19 protein-coding genes are annotated in these 20,707 nt (G+C 60.2%); 5 read left to right on the top strand and 14 right to left on the bottom strand.

The window, feature by feature from the left end; all coding sequences use genetic code 11:
- Nucleotides 1-40: 40 nt before the first annotated feature.
- A complete protein-coding gene (locus tag KDW95_RS20950) occupies nucleotides 41-493 on the bottom strand; it encodes a GNAT family N-acetyltransferase (RefSeq protein WP_255853704.1) in 453 nt (150 codons plus the stop codon).
- 128 nt (nucleotides 494-621) lie between these two features.
- A complete protein-coding gene (locus KDW95_RS20945) occupies nucleotides 622-2,571 on the bottom strand; it encodes an acetoacetate--CoA ligase (RefSeq protein WP_255853703.1) in 1,950 nt (649 codons plus the stop codon).
- A 268-nt stretch (nucleotides 2,572-2,839) separates the two neighbouring features.
- On the opposite strand from KDW95_RS20945, the gene KDW95_RS20940 reads away from it, so the two are divergent.
- A complete protein-coding gene (locus tag KDW95_RS20940; RefSeq protein ID WP_255853702.1) occupies nucleotides 2,840-3,565 on the top strand; it encodes a TraX family protein in 726 nt (241 codons plus the stop codon).
- Between the two features lie 55 nt (nucleotides 3,566-3,620).
- Here KDW95_RS20940 and KDW95_RS20935 read toward each other — a convergent pair whose 3' ends face one another.
- Nucleotides 3,621-4,364, bottom strand: coding sequence for a hypothetical protein (locus KDW95_RS20935; RefSeq protein ID WP_255853701.1), 744 nt, complete (start codon nucleotides 4,362-4,364; stop codon nucleotides 3,621-3,623).
- A gap of 290 nt (nucleotides 4,365-4,654) precedes the next feature.
- Here KDW95_RS20935 and KDW95_RS20930 point away from each other — a divergent pair, with 290 nt between their 5' ends.
- The gene (locus KDW95_RS20930; protein ID WP_255853700.1) at nucleotides 4,655-5,566 is read left to right on the top strand and encodes a 2OG-Fe(II) oxygenase; all 912 of its coding nucleotides are present in this window, start codon (nucleotides 4,655-4,657) and stop codon (nucleotides 5,564-5,566) included.
- Nucleotides 5,567-5,739: 173 nt separating this feature from the next.
- Here KDW95_RS20930 and KDW95_RS20925 read toward each other — a convergent pair whose 3' ends face one another.
- On the bottom strand, nucleotides 5,740-6,285 hold the full coding sequence (locus tag KDW95_RS20925; protein WP_255853699.1) for a helix-turn-helix transcriptional regulator: 546 nt from the start codon (nucleotides 6,283-6,285) through the stop codon (nucleotides 5,740-5,742).
- Between the two features lie 115 nt (nucleotides 6,286-6,400).
- On the opposite strand from KDW95_RS20925, the gene KDW95_RS20920 reads away from it, so the two are divergent.
- Nucleotides 6,401-6,994 carry a LysE family translocator gene (locus tag KDW95_RS20920; RefSeq protein WP_255853698.1) on the top strand — a complete coding sequence of 198 codons (594 nt, stop codon included), beginning with the start codon at nucleotides 6,401-6,403 and terminating at the stop codon, nucleotides 6,992-6,994.
- Here the strand turns inward: KDW95_RS20920 and KDW95_RS20915 are convergent.
- From KDW95_RS20915 to KDW95_RS20885, 7 genes are all read right to left on the bottom strand, one after another.
- On the bottom strand, nucleotides 6,983-7,813 hold the full coding sequence (locus KDW95_RS20915; protein WP_255853697.1) for an AraC family transcriptional regulator: 831 nt from the start codon (nucleotides 7,811-7,813) through the stop codon (nucleotides 6,983-6,985). The genes KDW95_RS20920 and KDW95_RS20915 overlap by 12 nt on opposite strands.
- Nucleotides 7,814-8,031: 218 nt before the next feature.
- Complete coding sequence (locus tag KDW95_RS20910) at nucleotides 8,032-8,574, bottom strand: DinB family protein (RefSeq protein WP_255853696.1); 543 nt, start codon at nucleotides 8,572-8,574, stop codon at nucleotides 8,032-8,034.
- Nucleotides 8,575-8,667: 93 nt separating this feature from the next.
- Entirely contained in the window at nucleotides 8,668-9,255 is a 588-nt protein-coding gene (locus KDW95_RS20905) for a DUF2726 domain-containing protein (protein WP_255853695.1), read from the bottom strand.
- 884 nt (nucleotides 9,256-10,139) lie between these two features.
- Nucleotides 10,140-10,781 carry an esterase/lipase family protein gene (locus KDW95_RS20900; protein WP_255853694.1) on the bottom strand — a complete coding sequence of 214 codons (642 nt, stop codon included), beginning with the start codon at nucleotides 10,779-10,781 and terminating at the stop codon, nucleotides 10,140-10,142.
- Nucleotides 10,771-11,526, bottom strand: a complete 756-nt coding sequence (locus KDW95_RS20895) for a pseudouridine synthase (protein WP_255853693.1) — start codon at nucleotides 11,524-11,526, stop codon at nucleotides 10,771-10,773. Before KDW95_RS20895 ends, KDW95_RS20900 begins: the two co-directional genes overlap by 11 nt.
- Nucleotide 11,527: 1 nt before the next feature.
- Nucleotides 11,528-13,132, bottom strand: a complete 1,605-nt coding sequence (locus KDW95_RS20890) for an NAD(P)/FAD-dependent oxidoreductase (RefSeq protein ID WP_255853692.1) — start codon at nucleotides 13,130-13,132, stop codon at nucleotides 11,528-11,530.
- A gap of 194 nt (nucleotides 13,133-13,326) precedes the next feature.
- Entirely contained in the window at nucleotides 13,327-13,860 is a 534-nt protein-coding gene (locus KDW95_RS20885; protein WP_255853691.1) for an RNA methyltransferase, read from the bottom strand.
- Between the two features lie 519 nt (nucleotides 13,861-14,379).
- Between KDW95_RS20885 and KDW95_RS20880 the strand changes: the two genes are divergently transcribed.
- Complete coding sequence (locus KDW95_RS20880; RefSeq protein ID WP_255853690.1) at nucleotides 14,380-15,735, top strand: uracil-xanthine permease family protein; 1,356 nt, start codon at nucleotides 14,380-14,382, stop codon at nucleotides 15,733-15,735.
- Between the two features lie 351 nt (nucleotides 15,736-16,086).
- On the opposite strand, the gene KDW95_RS20875 is transcribed toward KDW95_RS20880, so the two are convergent.
- From KDW95_RS20875 to KDW95_RS20865, 3 genes are all read right to left on the bottom strand, one after another.
- Nucleotides 16,087-16,293, bottom strand: coding sequence for a cold-shock protein (locus KDW95_RS20875; protein ID WP_020683157.1), 207 nt, complete (start codon nucleotides 16,291-16,293; stop codon nucleotides 16,087-16,089).
- 316 nt (nucleotides 16,294-16,609) lie between these two features.
- Nucleotides 16,610-17,476 (bottom strand): bifunctional methionine sulfoxide reductase B/A protein, encoded by an 867-nt coding sequence (locus tag KDW95_RS20870; protein ID WP_255853689.1) that lies wholly within the window; start codon nucleotides 17,474-17,476, stop codon nucleotides 16,610-16,612.
- Nucleotides 17,477-17,695: 219 nt separating this feature from the next.
- A complete protein-coding gene (locus KDW95_RS20865; protein ID WP_255853688.1) occupies nucleotides 17,696-19,282 on the bottom strand; it encodes an ABC-F family ATPase in 1,587 nt (528 codons plus the stop codon).
- Nucleotides 19,283-20,092: 810 nt separating this feature from the next.
- On the opposite strand from KDW95_RS20865, the gene KDW95_RS20860 reads away from it, so the two are divergent.
- On the top strand, nucleotides 20,093-20,665 hold the full coding sequence (locus KDW95_RS20860; RefSeq protein WP_304941569.1) for a DJ-1/PfpI family protein: 573 nt from the start codon (nucleotides 20,093-20,095) through the stop codon (nucleotides 20,663-20,665).
- The last annotated feature ends 42 nt before the right edge of the window (nucleotides 20,666-20,707 follow it).

The raw sequence follows: 20,707 nt of genomic DNA, 5'->3' as shown, positions 1-20,707 counted from the left end.
GTCCCTCGAATTCCTGATCGAGCAGCGCTGGTCAAAGCCGCTAAAGGGTGGTGTCTTTCTGATAGGTCACCCAGTGCGTCTTTTCAGCCAGCCTGTCATACGGGCCCCGCCCCCGGTAATTATTCTCGGCGGTGACCCAGCGAACAAAGGGCCACCCCTGTGCAGCGGCCGTCTCATTCAGACCGTCAAACAGGGCATCCACAACACCTTCTCCCCTTGCCGCCGGGCAGACATAGAGATCATCCAGAAAACCCACCATAGAGCCCCTTAATGGCGAGGGCATTTCGCGAAAATGCATAAACCCCAGCGCCTTGCCCTGGGAGTCCTTGGCCATAATGCCAAAAAATTTCATCTCGCCCGACGCTATCCATGCCCAGACCCGGTCCCGGGTCTCGGCACTCATTGGCATCTTGTAAAAGTCCGCGTAGCTGTTAAAAAGAGACTCCCACTGATCCCTGTCGCCAGGTTCCAGCGCTGCTACCGCAATATCCATACAGGCTCCTCTAGTTCCGGATGCAGATGGCGCGGGCAGAGGGACACCTGGCGCCCTAAAAAATGTCGCCTGAAAATAACAGCCCCCGGGCCCTTTGCACAGGCCTGAGGGCTCTATTGCGGGCTTGGTCAGCTCTGCAGCTGGGGCAGATCGCGGTACAGCTCCAGCGCTTCGGGGTTGGCCAGCGCATCGAGGTTCTTCACCGGCCGCCCCTCCACCGTACTGCGAATGGCCAGCTCAACCAGCTTGCCGGTGCGTGTGCGGGGAATATCCGCCACCTGGATGATGCGGCTCGGCACATGGCGCGGCGTGGTGTTGCTGCGAATGGTGTGGCGGATTTCCTGCTCCAGTGCAGCATCAAGGCTAAACCCGGGCTTGAGCACCACGAACAGGATGACCCGCACGTCGTCCTGCCAGCTCTGGCCAATGGCCACGGCTTCCTGCACCGCGTCGACCTTCTCGACCTGGCGGTAGATCTCGGCGGTGCCGATGCGGATGCCGCCGGGATTGAGCACGGCATCGGAGCGACCGTGAATCACCAGGCCGCCGCTGGGCATCAGTTCGGCGAAGTCGCCCTGGGCCCAGACATTGTCGAAGGTGCTGAAATAGGCGTCGCGGTACTTGTGGCCGTCGCTGTCGTTCCAGAAACCAATCGGCATGGCCGGGAAGGGCCTGGTGCAGACCAGCTCACCCTTGCCGCTGGTCACCGGCCTGCCGTCCTCGCCCCAGATCTCCACCGCCATGCCCAGCCCCCGGCACTGCAGCTCGCCGGCATGCACCGGCAGTACCGGGCAGCCGAGTGCAAAGCAGGACAGGATATCGGTGCCGCCCGAGATCGACGACAGGCACAGGTCGCTCTTGATATCGCGGTACGCGTATTCAAAGCCCTCGTGGGGCAGCGCCGAGCCAGTGGACAGCAGGGTGCGCAGCGCATCCAGCCGGTGACTGGCGCCCGGACGGATACCGGCCTTCTGCTGGGCGGCAATGTACTTGGCGCTGGTGCCAAAGGCCGTCACCCCTTCCTGCTCGACAATATCCCAGAGCACCTCGGCCCTGGGCGCAAAGGGCGAACCATCGTACAGCACAAGGGTAGCGCCGCTGGCCAGACCACTGAGCATCCAGTTCCACATCATCCAGCCGCAGGTGGTGTAGTAGAACAGCGTATCCTCGCGCTTGAGATCGGTGTGCAGCTGATGCTCTTTCAGGTGCTGCAGCAGCGCACCGCCCACGCTGTGGACGATGCACTTGGGCACGCCGGTGGTGCCGGAGGAATACAGGATGCACAGCGGGCTATCAAAGCGCACCTGGGCAAAGGTTATTTCCGTGGCACTGGTGTCGATAAAATCCTTGAGCAGCACCGCCCCCGGCACCGGAGCCAGGTCCGGCGTGGCGCTGATATAGGGCATGACCACCAGCTGCTGGATATCCGGCAGCTGGGGCAGCACCTCGGCCAGGCGCTGCAGCGAATTGAAGGTCTTGCCGTTGTAGAGGTAGCCATCGGTAGTGAAAAGTACCTTTGGCTTGGTCTGCCCGAAGCGATCGAGCACACCCTGGATGCCGAAGTCCGGCGAACAGGCGGTCCAGACCGCACCGACACTGGCGCTTGCCAGCATCACCACCACGGTATCGATGACGTTGGGCACAAAACCCGCCACCCGGTCGCCTTCCACCACGCCTGCACGACGCAGGCCCGCCGCCACCTGCGCCACCCGGCGGTAAAGATCGGCATAACTCAGGCTCTCGCGCCTCCCCGCCTCGTTGTGAAACACCAGCGCCGGCCAGTCGTCGCGGTTGCACAGCAGGTTTTCGGCGTAGTTGAGCCGCGCATCGGGGAACCAGCGCGCCCCCGGCATCCGGTCGCCATCCAGCAGCACCCGTTCGCCCCGCTTGCTTGCCCGCACCTCGGCAAAATCCCACAACAGCGACCAGAATGCCTCCGGCTGCTCGACCGACCAGCGATGCAGCGCATCGTAGCTGTCGAACGCCACACCGGCCTGCTCTTCGGCCTGCTGCATGAAACGATACAGGTTGCTGCCCTCGATACGCGCCCCGTCCGGTTGCCACAGAATTCTGTTCATCATCCATTCTCCCTGTTGTTTTTATGGGATTAGATCCGCCAACACCCGGACGATTCAACAGTCCTGGCGCCCCTGAAGTCAGTAACAGTGTGCAACGGGCCTATATATTTATTAAGTTTGTTTTTTTAGATTATTTATTTATAAAGAAAATTAATAGTGGCGCGAAAAAGGCACGACTCAGCCCATAATAGCCCTGCCAGCCAGACGCCCGGTTACCAAACTGCTACTGTTTCACCCCACCGCCACAGCTTCCAAAGCCAGGGTTGAAATGAGCGCCGCGCCAAACAGCCAATACCCAGTTGCCCTGCCCGCCCTTGCCCCGCCCGGTGGCACGCTGGAGGGGCTGAAGTGGCTCGCGCTGCTGCTGATGACCGGCGATCACGTCAACCGCTTCCTGCTGAACGGCACCCTGCCAATTCTGTTCGAGCTGGGCCGCATCGCCCTGCCGATTTTCGTGTTCGTGCTGGCCTGCAACCTGGCCCGCCCGGGCCAGCTTGAGCGCGGCACCTACCCGCGCACGGTTAAGCGCCTGGCGCTGTTCGGCACTCTTGCATCGGTGCCCTTCATCGCCCTGGGGGATCTGCTGCATGCCGGCTGGTGGCCGTTGAACGTGCTGTTTTCGCTGCTGGCACTCAGCATCACCCTGTACCTGATCGAGCGCAATGATCCCACTGATCGAGTGGCAGCCGGCATCCTGTTCATGGTGGCCGGCAGCCTGGTGGAATACGGCTGGCTGGGCCTAAGCCTCGGTGTTGCAACCTGGTTCTACTGCAAGCAGCCATCCCTGCCCGCCGCTATCGCAACACTGCTCGCCTGCGCGGCCCTCGCCCTCAGCAACGGCAACCACTGGGCACTGGCCGCCATACCGCTGATCCTCGCCGCGACGCGCTTCGACCTGCAGCTACCCCGCCTGCGCTGGGTCTTCTACGCCTACTACCCGCTGCACCTGGGGGTGATCTGGCTGCTTCGTACGATGGTGGGAGACGTGGGGTAACGGGTGATCGTCAGCGCCCGGCCCTGCAAACGAACCGGGCTTAAACAAAACAGCCTCAGGCGCCGGGCTGCGCCGCGGCCTTGATCAGGTTTTCGGTATAGGCAAGACGGTTGCGCAGCGATACATCTGCGCCCCGCTTGTAGGACTGCAGGACATGGCCGATAGCATCGGCCTGATCGCTATCGACCAGGCCCCGCTCAATCAGGCGGCCGATGGCCATCAGGATCCGGTATCTGACATGCAGCCTTTGGGCTTCGCCCGCGACCTGAACCAGAAGCTCCGTGTCATCCGCCGTGGGCAACGCATGGGATGCCGCCGCAAGGGCCAGAATGATGCCCTCATGCTGTTGTTGCGCCATGAGCTGCCGGGGAATATTGCGGGTGATGACGAGGTCCGCCATCTGCATTGCGGCGGCATCCTTCAGGCGCACCCGCTTGGACCAGCTCGGATCATCGATGGCCAGGTAATCATCGGCAAGCCGCAACAGATCCGCATCCAGCTCAATACTCTGGGTTCCTGGCTCTTGCATCCCCCGCTCGCTGACCCCCAGCGCCTGAAGTGTCAGCGACTTGGTTTGCTCCTGGTCGATTTCGAGGGCTTCCAGCCGCGATTTTATTGCCAAGCCTTCCCTGCCGATGGACACCTCGCTGCGCGGGTCCTTGATCCGATCCGCCAGTGCCTGCAACAGATCACCAGCCGGATCGCGAAGATAATACAGCACAGCCAGCACCGTTGCGGGCCAGGCCAGCGCCGCCCCCAGCTCAACCAGCTGTTCAATGAAACTGATAAAGGATTGCATACGCCTCCCTGAACACCGACTCGATGCCCGCTCCTGCCCGAATGCAGTTTTCTCTAAAAATAGCAGCTCTGGGCCGGTGAACGACGGGGCACGCGCAAGCGCCGCTGTCATGATTGAGAAACGGGTGTCAGGGACGACCTTACCCGGCAGAACAGCGGCCAATAATATTCATAATCCTGATTCTGTTTCCTTCACAGCGCTGTTTATTAGTAAAAACAACTGCAATAGATTGAACTCCTCGAAAAGGTGAGAGCGATCACCTGGAAATACAGCCGGAGTTGATACGAACCATGTCACTTAACCAGTTAAAGCGCGCACGCACCCTGGCCCTACCTTCGCGAGAAGCAATGCTGCACCGCGACCCATCGGTACAACGGTTTTGGGACAAGAACAGAGACCTGCTCAGCAATGCCTGGAAAGAGTGGGAAGAAGGCGAGCAGGATCGCCTTTTCAGCCTCGACAGCTCGCTGCTCGACAAGCATTTGCGCAGCGCCGTTATGCAGGCCTGGGAAGACCCAACGAAAGAGCAGGCTGTGCTGGACCTGTGGCAGGAAGTGGCCCCGAACGTTTTCCAGTGCCAGTTCTTCGACCCGGAGCGCCTGGCAGACTTGCGCACCTACCTGGAAGCCGTATGGGATGCACAGATCCCGCTGCGCCCGCCCTATGGAATTGTGCTGAATCGTCGTGGCGCCATGCTTGACCGCCGCTCGGAGGGCTACCTTGGCGCGCCCGACTTCCAGGCGTTTTACCGCGAGCTCCTTGATACCTATATGCGCCCGATCGCCCGGCTCCTGTTCCCCGAAGTGATGGGGTACGACACCCAGACATTTGGCTTTTCCATTCACTACCAGCCAAACACAGACGCCTCGATTCGCCCGCATACCGATGCGTCCGCAGTGACGCTGAACATTAACCTCAACCTGCCCGGGGAAGAATTTACCGGCTCTGCTGTCGACTTTTTCGATCCGTACTCGGGCCAGGCCAAAGGGCTGACATTCAAACCCGGCACCGCCATGATCCATCGCGGCAACGTTGCCCACGCAGCTCAGCCCATCACCAGTGGCGAGCGCACCAACTTCGTACTCTGGCTGTACGGCGATCATGGGCGACTGCCGCCGCAGGGTACCCAGCGCACGGCCATCAACGCGCATGAGCGCTGGACTGTGCCAGCCGCGGTGCAAGACGACTATGCTCCGTTCTAAAACCAGGGGCAGCGGGAAGGTTGGTGGCGCGAAGGCACTTGTTAGGCCGGTGGTATTAATCCAATAGCACCCGGCACGCCCACGCACTTGCGCCCATTTTTAATGGATGACGAGTGGTGGGGGCCGCCTATACACATGCACTACAGGGATTTAGTACATGGCCGTCCGTCATGTTATTCCTGCGGGGCCAGCCTGGACTGGACCCACAGCCTGGGAGACTGCCCGTACATGCGTTTGAACTCCCGGCTGAATTGAGAGGAGCTCACGTAGCCCACCTCCATAGCCGCTTCGCTCACATTCATTCCTCCGGCAATCTTCATGGCTGCACTGTTCAGGCGCATGGACTTCACAAACTGAATAGGCGACATCGTGGTAGCCTGCTTGAATTTGCGATGGAATACGGCCCGGCTCATCCCTGCCTGTGTCGCCATATCATCAATGGTGACCGCTTCGTCCAGGCGGGAAGACAAATGCTCAATTGCCCGGGCGATCTCATTGCCCACGCCAAATGCGCGCCTTGCACAGTCCCCCGCATCCCCCTTGAGTATTGCGTAATACAGTTCCAGCAGCCGACCGTCACCCAGTATCGCCGTATCCGCCGGGCAATCCCCCAATTGCAGCAGCCGCAATAGCGCGTCACAGAATGCGTCGTCCCAGCGCGCGAGTGCAAGCCCCTGCGGGAGCGGCCCCCTCCTGAACGCAGGCCAAGTGTTACCCATGTTATTGAACTTGCACTGTCACCTATGTGCTTGAACTATACCCACCGCAATTTTCTTCAATATCTTCAACACCCGACACTGCAAACTTCGGCCATTATCACCCAGGAGTATGACGATGAGCCTTTCCATGATCTTGCCGATGTCGGCCTTTGCCCTGGCAGCATCCATTTCACCGGGCCCGGTAAACCTGGTATGCCTGAGCTGCGGTACCCGCTATCCGCTGGGCCGGGGGCTAGTCTTCGTCACCGGCGCCACCCTGGGCTTTATCGCCCTGTTCGTTGCCGTGGGGCTGGGGCTCTATTCGATGCTGACAGTGTTGCCGGGACTGGATGTGGCACTGCGCTGGGCCGGTATCGCCTTTTTGCTTTACCTGAGTTTCAGGCTGGCTCGGGACGACGGCCGACTGCCGGAAGGAGCAAACGAAACGGTACCTGGCTTCATGACCGGCGCCCTGATGCAATGGCTCAATCCCAAGGCCTGGCTGGCATCGGCTTCTGGCATCGGGGCATACGTCAGCGGTGACGACCTGGGGCAACTCACGCTGTTCGCCGCACTCTATTTACCCATCTGCTGGTTGTCTCTGGGGACCTGGGTCTACGCCGGCGCCTTTCTGCGCCGGTACCTCGACAGGCCGGCGCTACTGACAACCATTAACCGGATACTGGCAGCATTGCTCGCGGCCAGCTGTGTCTATCTGTTACTTGAATAGGGACTTGCGGTACTGATCCGGCGTCGCGGCAACCAGCCGCTTGAAGGTGCGCTGAAAATGCGGCTGGTCGTTAAAGCCCGCATTCAACGCGGCCTCTACAATGGGCCTGCCACCTTTCAGCTCTTGCTGGCCGAACTGTATCCGGCGATTGATCTGGTAAGCATGTGGCGTGAGCCCAAAATGCTGCTTGAAGGCCCGGATGAGATGACCGGGACTGTAGCCGGAGCGATCACACAAGGTATCCAGGGACACCTCCTCTGTCGCCCGCTCATCCAGGTACGCCGCCACGGCCTGCAGCACTTCCGGTGCCCTCGGGGGCGGCTGCCGCGTATGGCCGGCCAGCGCGTGCATCAGGCTGGACAGATAGGCGACCACTTGCGTCTGCTTATCCAGCAGATCCCGTTGCGGGTCCAGCAGACTGTCCGCCATGCGAACATAGCCCGCATACAGGCAGGCATCGGTAATGACAGCCGTGGAAATATCCTGCCAGCGGGGCACCTCCAGCAGCCCGGCATCGTAACGCAGTTGCGTCAGCCAGCCGGTGTCGACGTAGAGCATCTGGTAGGCCCAGGGCTGGTTGTCGATGGGATTACAGGCGTGGACCCAGTCCGGATTCATCAGCACGAGGGTCCCGGCACTGACTCGGTACCTGTCTTCACGGTAGCAAAAGGTGCTCGCGCCTTCGGTGATGGCGCCCAGCGACCAGTGGGTATGACTGTGCGGCGCATAGCAGGCCTTGCGTCCGTCAGCTACCTTTCGCAGCTCCAGGTGCGGCATCCGTGGGTCCCGCCAGAACAGCGGTTTGCTTGAGTCTGTCATGTCACTATTGCACCTGCGCGTTGTGTTGCACGGCTCGACCCTGAAGCGCCATTGCCGCATCGATGCCCGTCTTCCAACTGCTCAAGACTGCTGATGACCCGTCGCATGCGCTAAACGACCTTATTGTACAGTTCCAATATCGGGAAAGGGGTTACCCGTTTTCGTTCCCAAAATGACACCCGGAGCCTGAGCCCACGGTGCCGAATCAAGCCACAAGGTCATACCGCGGTTTCATCCGGAATTAACGCCAGCAGATCGGTAACCCCAATATCCTCCCCCGCCTGCTGCAACAAGGTCGATACCTGGCCCCGGTGATGCGTCTGGTGATTGAAAAAGTGGAGAATCAGGCTGGCGTAACGCTTGCTGGCAGCAATACCCCTGGTATTGCGGTAGTGCAGCACCTGCTCCAGATCGCTTTCGGTCAGCCCAGCGATCCACTGGATAATCTGTTCATCCAGCCAGACCCGGTGTGTTGTCAGGGATTGCAGATCGGCGAACAGCAGCTGGTCCAGAGCCGCAGGCGGCGGCAAATCGGCCACTTCGCGCAGTGTCAGGCCACATGCAGGATGTGTCGCAAACCGCTGCAGCCAGATGGTATCCCCGACGACGATATGATTCAGGGTTCCAAGCACGGAGCCGAAAAAGGCGCCGCTATCCCTGGCAAGCTCCCGCGCATCCAGACGCGCCGCCGCTTCGTAGACCTTCGCGTTCATCCAGGCGTTGTAGGACGCCAGTAACTCCAGCTGTTGCTTGAACTCCATCAGCATCCCTCTTTATGCCTAGCGGACGGTTGGAAAGCCCATTTTCAGGGACAGCCGCCTCAGGATACAAGCACTGCACGGCGAACGCCTCGCTCACACGCCTCCTGCCCAGCCCGTATCATCCCGTACTGCCCGCAGTCCCGCGCCCTGCATCGCTGTGTCGGAGTCAGCCGTACTTTCAAGGTCGCGCAGCGGCTTAAGGTATTCCTCGACCTCCGCCAGCTTGTAGCCTTTCTGTGCCGGCACGCGGATCAACGGCAGCTGTACCTGCTGGCAGACCTGCTGCAGCATCTCGTCGCGCTGCTGACGCTTGGCCTTCTGGTGGCTGCTGTCATCCAGCTCGACCACAACGACGGGTACCAGATCGCTGCTGTTGCAGATGACGAAATCGAAATGCTTGGCGCTGATGCGGTTGAAAGCCTTTTGCCAGATACGGTGGTCTTTCGTAGGTAGCGGTTCAATGAGATCGGCCACGCGCACCTTGCCGTAGACGCGGTAGCGCGTATCCAGAACCTGGTCCAGTACACCGGCAAAGGAGCGTTCAGCGGGAGTAAAGAGTGCCGGTCGGCGACGGTAATGCAACTGTTCGGCAGGCGCCGCACCGGTTCGATTGCGAGCGAGGAACTTCAGAAAAAACACGACTGCCAGGACCAGCAGCCCAACAAGAAAAAGACCTTCCATAGCTCAATCCCTGAGTAACCATGATGGCTGCGCCCAAGGAGCGCAACAGTGCCCAAGTGTGCTCCGAATCCAGATGGCACACAAGCAAGGACAGCCCGGTAATTCCAGCCCGCATTTCATGCGCCAAGTACCTGCTCAGCCTTAAATTTCAGCAGCTACATTCGCGAACTGAATCCAACCTGATATCAGAACGGCTCTTGTCCCCCTTATGACGCCAGCGAGCACTGGGGGTAGTCGACGATCAGGCCCGCAGGGGTGCAACAGGGACTGTTGCACCTGCGACGCGGTACATGGATGTACCATCGGCGGAGCCAGTCGAATGGGCCCAGAGCGCAGCGAACCGGCGTCATCGGGGCGTGCTTTCTTTGCATACTTTATTTGCACGAGTAAAGAAAGTATGTCGCCGACAGGCGAAAAACAACTCCACCTAAAACACTACAGTCATCAGTCGGCACCAGACCCAAAGCACCCACCGACTGCATTTTCTGACCGCTGCCCACCCATTGCCGTATGCCGGCAGAGCGCAGCAAAAGGCTTCGTCGCGGGACGCGACTCCTACGATTACCGTCAGTATCAGCGGGGAATCGGGCTGCAACGGTAGCACTCAATCACGACTGAAAAACCAGAGCGGCTACCATCCCCCCTTGTGAGCAGAAAATTGCTCCTGCATTTTCTGACTACCGGCGGGGCGGCCTTCCGCCATCCATAGCCATATGCCGGCAAGCACTGAGGTCATTCGGGGAATCCCGAAGGGGCGCAACCGGAGCCGTCAAACCCCGTCGGTATCCCGGCTTGCACAGGGTCAAAATAAGCCACCTTGCTCTGATAAAACGGGCACCGCGCAACGCAGCAGATGAGTCGCGCAGCAGGTTTTTCGAGACGCCCTAATCGCGGTGATTAAAGGTGCCCTTGCTCAGAAACGCCTGCACCTGCTCGCAGGTTTCCTGCTGCTGATGAATCTCCTGGTGGCCGTAGGGTAGCAGGATGCTATCCGTGGCCCCGCCCGCCAGCGCCGATGCCACCTCGACCCGGCCATCGCTGTGGGACGACAGGAACAGCCTGCCCAGCACGCCGCTGTTGCGATACCCGGCGATCACGCCCACGCAGAGGCCGGACGCTGCATGGCAGTTGTCATAGGCGGCGGTGGGAAGCAGCTCGGCCACGGGCCTGAAAACCCGGGCGTAGCCCGGAATCCGGCTGGCGATCTGCGCCAGGCGCGAGCCGCCGTGGGGTGTGGCGATAAAGACGCAGCGGCCGATATTGCGTGGCCGGGTCTTGCGAATGTAATTGAGGGTAATCAGGCCGCCCAGGCTATGGGCGACAAAGTGCACGCGGCGGTAACGCCCCTCGATCTCTTCGAGCTGCGTTTGCATGGCACCGACGCAGGCATCCATGTCACCGAACAGGGTCGGCAGTCGCAGGGAGCGGGTGTTCCAGCCCTGGCGCGCAAGGCCCGCCGCGAGGCGGGCCATATCGCGCCGGCCCCGGTTGAAGCCGTGTACCAGGATGATGATGTCATCGTGCATCAATGGCCACCCCGTGGTCGTTGGCACAGCGGGTCGCGCCGCGAACCGACTGTACCTGTGCGGGCGTCAGTTCGCGGCTCTGCCCCGGCAGCAGATCCGGGTCCAGCACCAGGGGGCCGATGGCGCAGCGGTGCAGCGCCAGCACAGGATTACGAAAGCGGCCGAACATGCGCTTGATCTGGTGGTAGCGCCCCTCGGTGAGGGTGACTTCCGCCACCCGCTCATCGAGTATTCGCAGACCCGCAGGCCGGGTAGTGATGTCTTCGTAGCCAAAATACATGCCATCCGCAAAAGCCTGGATGTATTCCTCGGTGATGGGGTTGGCCAGGGTGACGCGGTATTTTTTGCTGACCCCGGAGTCCGGCGCACTCAGGCCGCGTGACCAGCGGCCATCGTTGGTCAGCAACAGCAGGCCGGAGGAGTTGAGGTCCAGCCGCCCGGCGATATGCAGGCTGTGGCGGTAATCCGCCTGCAGCAGATCGATCACCGTGCGGTGCTCGTCATCCCGGGTGGCGCTCACCACTCCTACAGGCTTGTGCAGCATCAGGTAACGCGGGGTATTGGCCTGCAGCACCTGGCCATCGAGCAGCACCTGGCTGAACTCGCCCACCGGCTGCTGGATATCGGTGGCCCGCACGCCATCCACCTGTATCCGCCCCTGGGCCAGCATCAGGCGTACATGCTTGCGGTTGATGCCGGTCTGCACGCTGATAAAGCGATCGAGGCGCGCAACCCTGGACTGCATGCTACTGGCTGTTATTGATGCTGAGCGCCATGGCTTCGGCGATGCGAATGCCATCGATGGCGGCAGACATGATACCGCCGGCATAGCCCGCACCCTCGCCCGCCGGGTAAAGCCCGCGGGTATTGAGGCTCTGCAGGTCATCGCCGCGCTTGATGTTCACCGGCGACGAAGTGCGGGTTTCAATACCGGTGAGGATGGCATCCTCCAGCGCAAAGCCGCGAATCTTGCGGTTGAACGCCGGAATCGCCTCGCGCAGTGCCTCGATGCAGAAGTCCGGCAGCGCCGCGGACAGGTCCGTCAGCCGGATGCCGGGCTTGAACGAGGATTCCACGCTGCCCAGCTGCTCGGACGAAACGCCCTTGAGGAAATCCCCGACCTTCTGCGCCGGCGCATCGTAGTTGGAGCCGCCGAGCTCAAAGGCGAGGCTTTCAAGCTGGCGCTGGAAGTCGACGCCCGCCAGCGGATGGCCCGGGTAGTCCGACGGATCTATACCCACCACCACGGCGCTGTTGGCATTGCGCTCGTTGCGCGAATACTGGCTCATGCCGTTGGTAACCACGCGGTTCTCTTCCGAGGTCGCCGCCACCACGGTGCCGCCCGGGCACATGCAGAAGCTGTAAACGGAACGGCCATTCTTGCAGTGGTGCACCAGCTTGTAGTCGGCGGCGCCGAGAATCTCGTTGCCGGCGTTGTCGCCAAAACGGGCTTCGTCGATCAGGGACTGCGGGTGCTCGATGCGAAAGCCCACCGAGAACGGTTTGGCTTCCATGTAGACCTGCTTGTCGTACAGCATCTGGAAGGTGTCCCGGGCACTGTGCCCCACCGCCAGGCCGATATGACGGGACTTGATCTGCTCGCCGCCGGCCAGGGTCAAGCCGGTGACCTGGCCATCTTCGATATGCAGGTCATCCACCCGGGCGCTGAAACGGATCTCGCCGCCGAGCTCGATAATGCTGGCGCGCATTTTCTCCACCATGGACACCAGCCGGAAGGTGCCGATATGGGGCTTGCTGACAAACATGATTTCATCCGGCGCGCCGGCGGCGACAAATTCGCTCAGTACCTTGCGACCGTAGTGCTTCGGGTCCTTGATCTGGCTGTAGAGCTTGCCGTCGGAAAAGGTGCCGGCACCGCCCTCGCCAAACTGCACGTTGGATTCGGTATTAAGTACCTTCTTGCGCCAGAACCCGAAGGTATCCTTGGTGCGCTCGCGCACTTCCTTGCCGCGCTCCAGGATAATGGGCCTGTAGCCCATCTGCGCCAGCACCAGGCCGGCCAGCAGGCCGCAGGGGCCAAAGCCGATGATCACCGGCCGTTCGGCCAGCGCCTCCGGCGCCTGGGCCACGAAACTGTAGGCCATGTCCGGCGTGGCCTTGACCAGCTGATCCCCGGCAAATTTCTCCAGCAGGGCTTCGTCCTGCGTGGTCTGCACATCCAGGGTGTAGATCAGCACAATGCTGGACTTCTTGCGGGCATCGTAGCCACGACGGTGTACTTCAAAGCTTTGCAGCTGATCCGCGCTGATCTGCAGCCTGGACAGAATGGCGTTGGTGAGTGCGGCGTCATCGTGGTCCAGCGGTAGCTGGATGTTGGTCAGGCGAATCATGTGCAAAATTCCGAAAAGCAGTAACCCGTGACGCAGATCGCAGCTGCGTGCAATGCGGCCGCATGACGGCGCTGTAGCGCAATCCTGCCTCAGGGGTTTCAGAGTTACTTGGTTATAGTAAAGGCGGCATTTTACTGCATTGCGGCGGCGAATACCCTGCACGCGGTGCGCTATTTGAAGGTTAACGCCCCGGCTCAGCCGGCGTCATGCACCCCGGTGGCGGCCTTCACCCTGACCCGGTTATTGCGATCGCGGCTGCTGCGAATCAGTTCATCCCCCTGCCGGGCGCCGGCGGACTTGGCCAGCCGGTCGTACAGCACCACGTTCACCGTGGCCGCCAGGTTGAGGCAGCCCACCGTGGGGATATAGACCACCGCCTGGGCGCGATCCACCAGCGCCTGGCTCAGGCTGCCGTCTTCCGGGCCGAAGATATAGAAGGCGTTCGGCGGGTGCACAAAGTCGGCGAGGGACTGCGCCCCTTCAACCAGCTCCACGCAGACGATGGCCGCATTATCGGGCACCGCATCCAGCAGCGAATCCACGGCGCTGAGCGGGATGTTCTGACTGGCCTGCTTGGTGTCGGTATGAAACTTCTTTGCCCGCGGGTAGCGCTCGCCGGTATAGAACACCGCATCCGCGCCGAAACAGCCCGCCGCACGCATCACGGCCCCCACGTTGGTGGGGCTCTTGGGGTTGTTCAGGCCAATACAGAGTGTCGGTTTTGTCATCGTGGTTTCGCTGCAGCTGGGAATCAAGGCACCCGCTTGCGGGCACACCAGGCGGCAAGTTTACCAGAGCCGGCGGGATGCGTCAGAGCGGCGTCCGGACAGGCACTGTACCGGCGCGGAACCGTTCAACAGCGCGGCCACCCCCGAGAAATGTACCCAATAAAACCAAAACATAATTACAAAAACATAATTTTAAATTTGTAAATACAACAACAAAAATGTATACAATACGACCCCGAGGCATTTCGACGCCGCAGACTCAGGCTAGCCGGCCTGCAGCTGCTCCAGCATAACGCTGCCCCGAGCATGCGGGGACGCCAACAATAACAATGGCACGGCCACGGCTGCGCCTGACTCCAGAGAAACAGCATGAAAGAGCACAGCAGGAAAGCGTACCCCCGGAACTTCATCAGGCATCCCGCCCATGCCGCCACAGGCGACCTAACCGGTGCGAGCTTTGCCGCGGCCTAGCCGACGCACCCAGCCCGCTCGACATTGATGACCTTCCAGGGGCCCTTCATGAATACCCGTACCCGCAGTTCCTCCCTGTTCGATTTCTACGGCCGGCCGCCACTCCTCAAGGCCCTGCCGCTTTCGCTGCAACACATCCTGGCCATGATGATGGGCACCGTCACCGTGCCCATTATTGTCGTTGGTGCGGTCAACGCCCCGCTGGATGAAAAGATGGCGCTGATCCAGATCGCCCTGATCGCCTCCGGCATTTCCACCCTGCTGCAGCTGTATTGCATCGGCCGCATGGGCGCGCGCCTGCCCGCCATCTTTGGCGTGGGCTTCGCCTATGTGCCCACGCTCACCGCCATTGGCGCCCAGTACGGCATCAGCGGCATTCTCGGCGCCCAGGTGGCCGGCGGCATCGCCATGATGCTGGTGGCACTTGGCATCCGGCACATCCGCGGCCTCTTCACCCCCGTGGTGGCCGGCACCGTGGTGCTGGTGATTGGCCTGTCGCTGTACGATATCGCCATCAACTACATGGCCGGCGGCGTGGCCAGCAGCAGTCGCGGCTCACTGCTGAACTGGGGCATCGCCATCATTACCCTGCTGGTGGTGCTGGGTATCTCCCACTTTGCCCGGGGCTTTTTGCAGCTGGCCTCCATCATCTGCGGCATCGCCGTAGGCTATGTATTGTCCGTGTTCTGCGGCCTGGTGGATTTCAGCCCCATAGCCGCCGCGCCCTGGTTCACGGCACCGAGCCCCATGCAGTTCGAACTGGAATTTCATGCCGCCGCCATTATCTCCATGGTGATCATCTGCGTGATCAACTCGGTGCAGACCATCGGTGACCTGTCGGCCACGACGGTGGGGGCGATGAATCGCGAGCTGTCCGACCGGGAACTCAGCGGCGGCCTGCTGGGCAACGGTGCCTGTACCCTGCTGGGGTCCTTCTTTGGCGCCCTGCCGACGGCGTCCTACAGCCAGAACGTCGGCATCGTCGCCATGACCAAGGTCATCAGCCGTTTTGTGCTGGCACTGGCGGCGGGCTTTATGCTGGTGGCGGGCTTTATTCCCAAGTTCGGCGCCCTGATCACCACCATTCCGTTTCCGGTGCTGGGCGGCGCCACCATCATCGTGTTCGGCATGATCACCATGACCGGCATCAAGCTGATCACCAAGGAAGAGATGTCATCGCGCAATGTCACCATCGTCAGCCTGGCACTGGCGCTCAGCATGGGGATCTACGCGGTGCCGGATGCCATCGAACAGTTTCCCGAAATGCTGAAGCTGGTGGTGGGCGGCTCGCCCATCGTGGTGGCGGCCTTCGTGTCCATCCTGCTGAACCAGGTACTGCCGAAGAAAACCCTGGCGGATGAAGAACGGGAGCGTCAGCAGATCGAGCTGAAGATGAACGGCTAACCCCGGCGCGGGACTGCGATCGACAAAGCCCGCGACTGCGGGCTTTTTGCTGGCTGCGGCGAGGTGATTCGTGATTCGTGATTCGTGATTCGTGATTCGTGATTCGTGATTCGTGATTAACAATGCTATCAGCCTGCAGCTGTCAGCTCTAAGCTTACGGCTTACGGCTTACGGCTGTTTTTACCTCTTACGAATGACCAATGACTATTTACCAATAACCAATAACCAATAACCAAAATTTTCGAGCGCCCACAAAAAAAGGCGAATCCCTAAGGGTTCGCCTTTCTTATCGCTCAACTCAGCGAGTCGAGGGTGGCATCATATTGCTAGGATGCCAGTCGTGATTCTGATTTACAGAATTACGATGTTCTCAGCCTGAGGACCTTTCTGGCCCTGAGTAACTGTGAACTCAACTTTCTGGCCTTCGACCAGAGTCTTGAAGCCAGAACCAGTGATCGCACGGAAGTGAGCGAAAACGTCAGGACCAGATTCCTGTTCGATGAAACCAAAACCTTTAGCTTCGTTGAACCATTTTACGGTGCCGGTAGTAGTAGACATAATGTATTTCCTGATAATTCAAGAGTAATTTAATGACCTTAGAAGCAAGGTCTTTGGACTAAAAGTGGCGCTTACTTATGAAAAACAGGACGAAGTTCTAAAACAGGACATCGAAAATGTGTGCATAAATATAGGTCGTACTTTCAGGTAAGGCTGGATTATACATGGTGGTAATTCCGCGTCAACTGCTTATTTTCAAAGCCGCGCCACGGCTGGCCCGCACTTGCATCCCTGCCCTGTGCGGATTCCGGCCTGCAGGCACCGGCGGCGCTGGGCAGCAAGCAAACCGCAGCCCGGCCCCGAAGGCGCCAGCCCCTCAGAATTTCTTTTCGTAGCGGTGGCAGTAAGGTGCCTTGCCGGTTTTCGCGTAGTAATCCTGGTGGTATTCCTCGGCACGCCAGAACGGTGCCATGGGCAGCACGCTGGTAACGACATCCATCCCCTTGCCCCTGAGAACGTCGATCAGCCGGTCGACTGTGGCACGTTCCTCATCGTCCGCCACGAAAATGGCCGATGCGTACTGCGGTCCCAGGTCTGGCCCCTGGCCGCCACGCTGGGTCGGGTCATGAATCTCGAAAAACAGCTTGGCCAGGGTCTCGTAGCTCACCTGAGCGGCATCATAGCTGACCTCGACCACTTCCAGGTGCCCGCTGGTCTTGCTGCAGACCTGGGTGTAGGTCGGGTTTTCCGAAGGCCCGCCCATGTAGCCCGACACCACGGACTCCACACCCGGCGCCTGCTGCAGCAGGTGCTCGACCCCCCAGAAGCAGCCGCCGGCAAAGTAGGCTTTTTTCAGCTCGCAGCCACCTTCGCGGGCCAGTTCCTCGGCGCTGACAAAGTTCATGGAGATGGAGTTTACGCAGTGACGGATGTTCTTCGCCGTCTGCATTTCGCCTTCGAATACATGCCCCAGGTGACCACCACAGTGGGCACAGACGATTTCGGTACGGCGACCGTCAGCATCCACATGACGCGCCACGGCGCCCTCGATTTCGTCATCAAAACTCGGCCAGCCGCAGTGGGAGGGAAACTTGTGTTCCGAGCGGTACAGCGGTGCATCACACTGCTTGCACAGGTAGAGGCCATTTTCGAAGTGCTCGTTGAATTGGCCGGTAAAGGGCCGCTCCGTGCCCTTGTCCTGAATAACATGCTGCTCTTCGGGTGTCAGTGTGTTGAACGCCATGAGGCGACCTCCAGGTTGTAGTGGTACGGGCTGCAGGCGAACCTGCGGTTGTGTTGCCAACGGGATTTGCGCGCGAAAGCACACTCATCAGATGACCGCGTCCCGGCCCCCTTCGTTCCCGCGCCAAGAATAACAGAGCCGCAACGAAACAGGGCCCGGGAATCCTCGCGGATACACCGGGCCCTGCTGCACAGCGCCATCTGCTATCGCAACTTTTAGTTAGATACCCTGGCTGCGCAGGTAGTCTTCGTAGCTGCCGTGGAAATCGACGATGCCGGTGGGCGTCAGCTCGATAATGCGGGTCGCAAGCGAGGAGACGAACTCGCGGTCATGGCTGACAAACAGCAGGGTGCCGGGGTAGTTTTCCAGCGCCAGGTTGAGCGACTCGATGGACTCCATGTCCAAGTGGTTGGTCGGCTCGTCCAGCAGCATGATATTGGGGCGCTGCAGCATCAGCTTGCCGAACAGCATGCGACCCTGCTCACCACCGGAGATGACCTTCACACTCTTGTTGATGTCGTTCTGGGAAAACAGCAGGCGGCCGAGGGTACCACGGATAATCTGCTCGTCATCGCCCTTCTGGCCCCACTGGGACATCCAGTCGATCAGCGTGACTTTTTCCTCGAAATCCGCCGCATGATCCTGGGCGTAATAGCCCAGCTGGCTGTTCTCGGACCACTTGATGGTACCGGCGCTGGGCTCCAGCTCGCCCATCAGGCATTTCAGCAGGGTGGACTTGCCAATACCGTTGGGGCCGATGATGGCAATGCGCTCGCCCACATTGATGTGCAGGTTGAAGCCCGAGAACAGCTCTTCATCAAAGCGCTTGGCCAGGCCTTCCACTTCCAGCGCGGTACGGTGCAGCTTCTTGTCCTGATCAAAGATGATATAGGGATTCTGCCGGCTGGATGGCTTGATCTCTTCAATCTTGATCTTGTCGATCTGCTTGGCACGGGAGGTTGCCTGCTTCGACTTGGAGGCGTTGGCCGAGAAACGGCTGACAAAGGCCTTGAGGTCGGCGATCTGGGCCTTTTTCTTGGCATTGTCGCTCTGCTGGCGCTCGCGTACCTGGGTTGCGGCGGTCATGTACTCGTCATAGGTGCCGGGGTACAGGCGCAGCTCGCCGTAGTCCAGGTCCGCCATGTGGGTGCAGACACTGTTCAGGAAGTGACGGTCATGGGAAATGATGATCATGGTGCAGTTGCGCTCGTTGAGCACCGTTTCCAGCCAGCGGATGGTGTTGATATCCAGGTTGTTGGTCGGCTCGTCGAGCAGCATGATGTCGGGATCCGAGAACAGCACCTGGGCCAGCAGCACACGCAGCTTCCAGCCCGGGGCGATTTCGCTCATCGGGCCGAAATGCTGTTCCACCGGAATGCCGACGCCCAGCAGCAGCTCGCCGGCGCGGGACTCAGCCGTGTAGCCATCCATCTCGGCGAAATCCGCCTCCAGATGACCGGCCAGGATGCCGTCTTCCTCGGTCATCTCGGGCTTGGCATAAATGGCATCGCGCGCCGCCTTGATCTTCCACAGGTCATCGTGACCCATGATCACGGTATCCACCACGCTGAACTCTTCGTAGGCGAACTGGTCCTGGCGCAGTTTGCCGATGCGCTCGTTCGGGTCCTTGGAAACGTTGCCGCTGGACGGATCGAGATCGCCGCCGAGGATCTTCATGAAGGTGGACTTGCCACAGCCGTTGGCGCCGATCAGGCCGTAGCGATTGCCGTCGCCAAACTTGACGGAGACATTTTCAAACAGCGGCTTGGCGCCAAACTGCATGGTGATATTCGCAGTTGTCAGCAATGGTGTGTACCGAGTAATTAAAGCTGATGGAAATGCAGAGTCCGCGACCCGAGGGCTAGGTTCTGCAAAAGGAGAACAAAAATTCGGCGCACATTATGCCACAGAAGGCTCGCCCGACCAATCAGGGCCGATCAAAAAAACGTCAGCGGCTTGGCCCTCCCCACCTTGGCCGCATGACGAAATCCGCCGCGGTCAGCAATGGTGTGTACCGAGTCATTACAGCTGATGGAAATGCAGTACCGTCACCCAAAGACAACGCCCTGCAAAAGATGGAAAAATTCGGCGCGCTCTGTCCTGTAAAGCAGTGCCACAGCCAAGCTATTCAACCAATGCGTCTGCGATCAAATTTCGTTCAGCATCCAGGGCGCCGGAGCAAGACTCAGAAAAAGGAGAACAAAAATTCGGCGCGCTCTGTCCCGTAAAGCAGTGCCACAGAAGGCTCGCCCGACCAATGCAGGGCCGATCAAAAAAACGTCAGCGGCTTGGCCCTTCCCACCTTGACCGCATGGCGATATCCGCCCTGGCCAGTAATGCCGTGTACCGAGTCATTAAAGCTGATGGAAATGCAGTACTGTCACCCAAAGGCAACGCCCTGCAAAAGATGGAAAAATTCGGTGCGCTCTTTCCCTCCAGGCAGGGCCATGCATAGAGCCACCAGCAGAACGACTGCGGGCAATGTGGACCGCCCTGTTGGCATGAGCGTGCCCAGGCAGGCGTCTGCAGCCTGGCTGTAGTACCCAGCTAATACCACCCCGGGCGCCGGCGCTGTTACAAATGGGACTCCTTAAATCCAGCAGCAGGACGAACCCCGTGAACAATAAAAAAATCCTCATGATCACCGGCGACTTCACCGAAGACTACGAAACCATGGTGCCCTTCCAGACCTTGCTGGCGGTTGGCCACCAGGTGGATGCCGTCTGCCCCGGCAAAAAGGCCGGCGACAGCATCGCCACGGCGATTCACGACTTCGAGGGTGACCAGACCTACACCGAAAAGCGCGGCCACAACTTCAGTCTAAACGCCAGCTTCGATGCCGTTGATGTCAACGACTACGACGCCCTGGTGATTCCCGGTGGCCGGGCACCGGAGTACCTGCGCCTCAACCCCGAGGTGCTGGCCATGGTGCGGCACTTTTTCAGCAGTAACAAGCCCGTTGCTGCCGTGTGCCACGGCGCCCAGCTGCTCAGTGCCGCCGGCGTGATCAAGGGCCGTGCCTGCTCGGCCTACCCCGCCTGCCGCCCGGAGGTGGAACAGGCCGGTGGCGAATACGCCGATATTGCCATCGACGCCGCCATCACCGACGGCAACCTGGTCACAGCCCCGGCCTGGCCGGCACATCCCGCCTGGCTGGCCCAGTTCATGGCGCTGCTAAACAACGGCTAAGCGCCCGAGCCGCCCGCGCGCACCGGCGCTCGCCCGGTGCGC

The organism is Marinobacterium rhizophilum, from assembly GCF_024397915.1.
Classification (GTDB): Bacteria; Pseudomonadota; Gammaproteobacteria; order Pseudomonadales; family Balneatricaceae; genus Marinobacterium_A; species Marinobacterium_A rhizophilum_A.
This window is presented reverse-complemented; position numbering and strand designations above follow the sequence as displayed.

What these genes read in the sequence shown, in the direction of transcription:
- KDW95_RS20925 (WP_255853699.1), bottom strand. Translation starts at nt 6,285, where the DNA reads ATGGGTAACACTTGGCCTGCGTTCAGGAGGGGGCCGCTCCCGCAGGGG.
- KDW95_RS20885 (WP_255853691.1), bottom strand. Translation starts at nt 13,860, where the DNA reads ATGACAAAACCGACACTCTGTATTGGCCTGAACAACCCCAAGAGCCCC.
- KDW95_RS20950 (WP_255853704.1), bottom strand. Translation starts at nt 493, where the DNA reads ATGGATATTGCGGTAGCAGCGCTGGAACCTGGCGACAGGGATCAGTGG.
- KDW95_RS20905 (WP_255853695.1), bottom strand. Translation starts at nt 9,255, where the DNA reads ATGGAAGGTCTTTTTCTTGTTGGGCTGCTGGTCCTGGCAGTCGTGTTT.
- KDW95_RS20915 (WP_255853697.1), bottom strand. Translation starts at nt 7,813, where the DNA reads ATGACAGACTCAAGCAAACCGCTGTTCTGGCGGGACCCACGGATGCCG.
- KDW95_RS20935 (WP_255853701.1), bottom strand. Translation starts at nt 4,364, where the DNA reads ATGCAATCCTTTATCAGTTTCATTGAACAGCTGGTTGAGCTGGGGGCG.
- KDW95_RS20900 (WP_255853694.1), bottom strand. Translation starts at nt 10,781, where the DNA reads ATGCACGATGACATCATCATCCTGGTACACGGCTTCAACCGGGGCCGG.
- KDW95_RS20930 (WP_255853700.1), top strand. Translation starts at nt 4,655, where the DNA reads ATGTCACTTAACCAGTTAAAGCGCGCACGCACCCTGGCCCTACCTTCG.
- KDW95_RS20895 (WP_255853693.1), bottom strand. Translation starts at nt 11,526, where the DNA reads ATGCAGTCCAGGGTTGCGCGCCTCGATCGCTTTATCAGCGTGCAGACC.
- KDW95_RS20945 (WP_255853703.1), bottom strand. Translation starts at nt 2,571, where the DNA reads ATGAACAGAATTCTGTGGCAACCGGACGGGGCGCGTATCGAGGGCAGC.
- KDW95_RS20920 (WP_255853698.1), top strand. Translation starts at nt 6,401, where the DNA reads ATGAGCCTTTCCATGATCTTGCCGATGTCGGCCTTTGCCCTGGCAGCA.
- KDW95_RS20940 (WP_255853702.1), top strand. Translation starts at nt 2,840, where the DNA reads ATGAGCGCCGCGCCAAACAGCCAATACCCAGTTGCCCTGCCCGCCCTT.
- KDW95_RS20880 (WP_255853690.1), top strand. Translation starts at nt 14,380, where the DNA reads ATGAATACCCGTACCCGCAGTTCCTCCCTGTTCGATTTCTACGGCCGG.
- KDW95_RS20875 (WP_020683157.1), bottom strand. Translation starts at nt 16,293, where the DNA reads ATGTCTACTACTACCGGCACCGTAAAATGGTTCAACGAAGCTAAAGGT.
- KDW95_RS20910 (WP_255853696.1), bottom strand. Translation starts at nt 8,574, where the DNA reads ATGGAGTTCAAGCAACAGCTGGAGTTACTGGCGTCCTACAACGCCTGG.
- KDW95_RS20890 (WP_255853692.1), bottom strand. Translation starts at nt 13,132, where the DNA reads ATGATTCGCCTGACCAACATCCAGCTACCGCTGGACCACGATGACGCC.
- KDW95_RS20870 (WP_255853689.1), bottom strand. Translation starts at nt 17,476, where the DNA reads ATGGCGTTCAACACACTGACACCCGAAGAGCAGCATGTTATTCAGGAC.